Annotated in this window: 4 protein-coding genes; 2 read left to right on the top strand and 2 right to left on the bottom strand. The window is 67.0% G+C overall.

Annotation, left to right across the window (positions count from 1 at the left end; translation table 11 throughout):
* Positions 1 to 27 precede the first annotated feature (27 nt).
* The gene (locus VN047_RS05385) at positions 28 to 1,461 is read left to right on the top strand and encodes an indolepyruvate oxidoreductase subunit beta family protein (protein ID WP_325540801.1); all 1,434 of its coding nucleotides are present in this window, start codon (positions 28 to 30) and stop codon (positions 1,459 to 1,461) included.
* Here the strand turns inward: VN047_RS05385 and VN047_RS05390 are convergent.
* A complete protein-coding gene (locus tag VN047_RS05390; protein WP_325540795.1) occupies positions 1,444 to 3,201 on the bottom strand; it encodes a DUF885 domain-containing protein in 1,758 nt (585 codons plus the stop codon). The genes VN047_RS05385 and VN047_RS05390 overlap by 18 nt on opposite strands.
* Before the next feature lie 101 nt (positions 3,202 to 3,302).
* Here VN047_RS05390 and VN047_RS05395 point away from each other — a divergent pair, with 101 nt between their 5' ends.
* Positions 3,303 to 3,773 (top strand): MarR family winged helix-turn-helix transcriptional regulator, encoded by a 471-nt coding sequence (locus tag VN047_RS05395; protein ID WP_325540797.1) that lies wholly within the window; start codon positions 3,303 to 3,305, stop codon positions 3,771 to 3,773.
* A gap of 13 nt (positions 3,774 to 3,786) precedes the next feature.
* Here VN047_RS05395 and VN047_RS05400 read toward each other — a convergent pair.
* Positions 3,787 to 4,440, bottom strand: a 654-nt coding sequence (locus VN047_RS05400; RefSeq protein WP_325540799.1) for a hypothetical protein, incomplete at its 5' end; no start/stop codon positions are given.

Raw genomic sequence — 4,440 nt, forward strand, 5'->3', positions numbered from 1 at the left:
GCGCAAGCTTGCCGCGAGGGCGTTCTGATGCGCCGGCGCGAACGCATCACCATCGCGGTGCTCGGCCTCGGCGGCCAGGGCGGCGGCGTGCTCGCCGACTGGATCGTCCAGCTCGGCACGAAAAACGGCTATGTCGCGCAGGGCACGTCGGTCCCCGGCGTCGCGCAGCGCACCGGCGCGACGGTCTATTATATCGAGATGTTCCCGGCCGGGAGCGCGGCGCAGCCCGTGCTCGCATTGATGCCGGTGCCCGGCGACGTCGATATCGTCGTGGCATCCGAACTGATGGAGGCGGGCCGCGCGATCCTGCGCGGCTTCGTGTCGCAGGACACGCTGCTGATCGGTTCGACGCACCGCGTCTATGCCATCGATGAAAAGTCGGCGATGGGCGACGGCCGCGCAAGCGGCGAGCGCATCATCGCCGCCGCGCACGAGCGTGCGGGCCGCTTCATCGGTTTCGACATGGACGCCGCCGCCGACCGGGCCGGCAGCGTGATCAGCTCGATCATGTTCGGCGCGCTCGCGGGCAGCGGCGCCCTGCCCTTTTCGCGTGCCGCGTTCGAGGAGGCGATCCGCGCCGGCGGCAAGGCGATCGACGCCAATCTGCGCGGCTTTTCGGATGGCTTCGACACCGCACAGGGCAAGGCCGAAGCCGCTCCTGCCCCGCCGCCCCGCGTCGCCCCCACCACCGAGGCCGGGCGTGCGCTGCTCGCGCGCATCGAAGCGAAACTCCCGCCCGAAGCGCATGAATTTGCGGTCGAGGGTGTGAAGCGGCTGATGGATTATCAGGACGCCGCCTATGCCGCGCTTTATCTCGACCGGCTCGAAAGCCTTGACCGGGACCCCGAACTCGTCACCGAGGCCGCGCGGCATCTCGCGCTCTGGATGTCCTATGAAGACACGATCCGCGTCGCGGGACTGAAGGTCCGCGCCAGCCGCTTCGCCCGCGTGCGCGGCGAGGTGAAGGCGAAGGACGACCAGATCGTCCAGCTCACCGAATATATGCACCCGCGCCTCGAAGAAATTTGCGAGACGATGCCCGCCGCGCTTGGCCGCCGCATCCTCGCCAGCCGGTCGCTCTCGCGCCGCCTGAAGCCGCTGTTCACGAAGGGACGGCACGTCGAAACGACCAGCCTGCGCTGGTTCCTGATGCTGTCGCTGCTCGCCGGCTGGCGGCGCTGGCGGCGCGGCACGCTGCGCTATCAAATGGAACAGGCCCGCATCGAGGACTGGCTGGCGCTCGTCCGCACTGCCGATCCGGCGACCGCTCTGGAACTCGTAAAATGCCAGCGGCTGATCAAGGGCTATGGCGACACGTTCGAACGCGGACTCGGCAATTATGCGCGCATCGTCGATCGCTACCGTACCGGCAGCCTCGCCGCCGCCGACATCGCCCGCCTGCGCGACGCCGCGCTGGCCGACGAGGACGGCAAGGCGCTGGCGCTAGCCCTCGCTTCCTGAGCGTTTGCGCGCCGCGATCCACGCGTCGACCTTGGCCTCGAGCATCGTCATCGGCAGTTGCCCCTGCGCGAGGATCAGGTCGTGGAAGGCGCGGATGTCGAACCGCGCGCCCAGCGCCGCCTCGGCGCGCCGGCGCAGTTCGACGATCTTGAGTTCGCCGACCTTGTACGCGACCGCGCCGCCCGGCGCGCCGATATAGCGCGCCAGTTCGGTGTCGATGTTGATGTCGGCGAGCGCGGTATTTTCGGCGAAACATTGCCGGGCCTGTGCATAGCTCCAGCCCATGACGTGAATCCCGGTGTCGACGACCATCCGGCATGCGCGCCACATCTCGGTCGAAAGACTGCCGAATTTTTCGTAGGCATCGCGATAGACGCCCATTTCGTGCCCCAGCCGTTCGGCATAGAGCGCCCAGCCTTCGCGGAAAGCGAGCAGGTCGCGCGCGCGGCGGAAAGACGGCAGCCCGGGATTTTCATTATTGAGCGCGCCGTGCGTGTGGTGCCCGGGCGCCGCCTCGTGCAGGCTGAGCGCCGGGACCTCGTACAGCGGCCGCTGGTCGAGATGCGAGGTGTTGACGACAAAGGTGCCGGCAAAGCCCTTGGCGAAATCGCCGCCCCCGCCGCCGCGCGCGGTCGTATAGCCTTCCTCCAGCTCGCGCGGTACCGGAACGATGGTGAACGGCTGACGCGGCAGCACCGAGAAATAGCGCGGCAGCACGCCGTCGATCCGTTTCGACGCGGCGGCGTATTTTTCGATCAGCCCTTCGCGGCTGGTGGCATAGAAGCGCGGGTCGGTTCGCAGGAAGCGCAACCAGTCGGCAAAGCTTCCCTCGAAACCGGTCGAAGCGATGACCTTGTCCATCTCGCCGCGAATCCGCTGCACCTCCGCCAGACCCATCGCATGGACCTGTTCGGCGGTCAGGTCGGTCGTCGTATAATAGCGCAGCAGGAAATCGTAATAGGCCCGCCCGCCGGGCACCGCCGCGATGCCGAGCTCCTTGCGCGCCTTTGCCCGATACGGGCCGTCGATATAGGCCAGCGCCGCCTGTTGCGCCGGACGGATCTCGCGCTCGATCAACCGCTGCGCCTCGGCGCGTACAGCGGGATAGGCGGTCAGCGACGCAAGCATCGGATCGTCGACGGCGGGAACCGCGATCTGGTTGCGGAGCACGGCAACCGCGACATCGATTACCACCCCCGGATGCGTCCAGCCCGTTGCAACACCGCGTTCCAGATTGGCGCGCTGTTCGGCGAAATAGCGGGGAATGCCGCGCATCCGCTCCGCCCACGCGCGCGCTTCGGCTTCGCTTTTGACGTCGAGCCCGCGGGCCAGCGAATAGGGCGTGTTGTAGAAGCCTTCATGCGCGACGAAAGCGAAGCGGCGCTCGTCGAAATCGATGCCCTCGATCCGCCAGCCGATCAGTTCGCGCAGATAGTCGCGATTGACGCGATCCTCGCCCGTCAGCGTCGCGCCATCCAGCGCATCGAGCTCCGCGGCAATCTGTTCGAGTTCGGCCTTGCGGCCTGCCATGCCCTCGGGCCTTTCGCCGGGCCAGCCTTCGCGTGAACGCGACGGGTCGGACCGCCCCGCTTCCATCGGATAATCCTCGGCAAAATGCTCGTATCGCGCGACCAGCCCGGACAGCCCGGGCGCGCTCGCGCCGGTCAGCAGTACCGCCGCGGCGCCCATTGCGATAATTCGCCCCCAGCGCCTGCTCGACTGCGCAGTCAGATTTGCCATCGGGATTTCCTTTCGGGGGTCGTTGCCGCATCCTTCGCGGATCGATCATGCATCGGACGGGGCGGATTGAAACGGACGGGCATTCGGCTAAAGCGGCGGTTATGGACGTCTTTCTGTCGGGCAATCCCGGCGCCGCCGCCTTTCGGGTCAAACGATACCCCTTCTACCTGCTCAACAGGCTGGTGAGCCGGTACAACAGCATCATCGACGCGCGGCTGCGCGCGATCGGCCTCGATATCCCGAGCTGGCGGGTGCTGATGATCTTGGGCGAAAAATCGCCGCGCGGCGCGCGCGAAATCGCCGAGGCCGCGGTGATCAACCTGTCGACGATGACCCGGATTATCCAGCGGATGGCGGCCGCCGAACTGGTTACGGCGGCGCCCAGCCGCGACGACGCGCGCGTCACGCTGGTCGCGCTCGCGCCCGCCGGCAAGGCCCAGCTCAAAAAGGCGCGGCAAGTCACCGCTCCCATCTATGAGCATCTGGTTACAGGGCTCGCACCCGACGAGTTCGAACAGCTGATCGCGCTGCTTGGACGCCTTCACGACAATCTCGAACCGCTGGCGCCCTGAATTCCCCATCGCCTCAGTTCGAAAGATAGGCCATCGACATCAGCAATTTGGGCAGCAACGCCGCACCGGCGTGGAAACGCACGGGTGACGGTTCGCGCGGCTGCACCGAAAGCGCATCGCGGTTCCCCGTCGCCAGCATCTCGGCGACCTCGGCCCCGATAACGCTGTTCGTGGAGATACCGCGCCCGTTGCACGCCTGAATCGCGATCGCGCCGTCGCCGAGGTCATAGATTTCGGGAAGGAACGAGGTGTTCACCCACGCGAGACCGCGCCACAGATAGTCGACCTGCGGATCGGGCATCGCCGCAAAATGCTGCTTCAAACGCCGCCGCGCCTCGCGGTAACAGGCTTCGTCGCCGCGCACGAGGAAGGACACGGGAAAGGCAGAGATCAGATGCCCGTGGCCGTCGAGCCGGGCGCTGAACAGATAGGGCACCTTGTCGGTGAAAGCGCCGCCCTGCGGAAGGATCACCTCCCTTTGCGCTGCGTCGAGCGGCGCCGTCGCGAACTGGAAGACGTGCAGCGGCAGGGTCGTACGGCGCATCGCCGGATGGAGCGCGGCATTGCCCCCGAACCCGACGACGACTCGCCACAGGATGCCGTGCTGCGCCACAGGCAGAAGCAGGAAGACCGCGAGCACCAGAAGGTAGCCGAAGCCGGTGGCGAT

It is taken from the genome of Sphingopyxis sp. (assembly GCF_035565275.1).
In the GTDB taxonomy this organism is placed as follows: Bacteria; Pseudomonadota; Alphaproteobacteria; order Sphingomonadales; family Sphingomonadaceae; genus Sphingopyxis.

Excerpts from the sequence above, each read along its gene's own strand:
- VN047_RS05395 (WP_325540797.1), top strand. The coding sequence starts at position 3,303 with ATGGACGTCTTTCTGTCGGGCAATCCCGGCGCCGCCGCCTTTCGGGTC.
- VN047_RS05390 (WP_325540795.1), bottom strand. The coding sequence starts at position 3,201 with ATGGCAAATCTGACTGCGCAGTCGAGCAGGCGCTGGGGGCGAATTATC.
- VN047_RS05385 (WP_325540801.1), top strand. The coding sequence starts at position 28 with ATGCGCCGGCGCGAACGCATCACCATCGCGGTGCTCGGCCTCGGCGGC.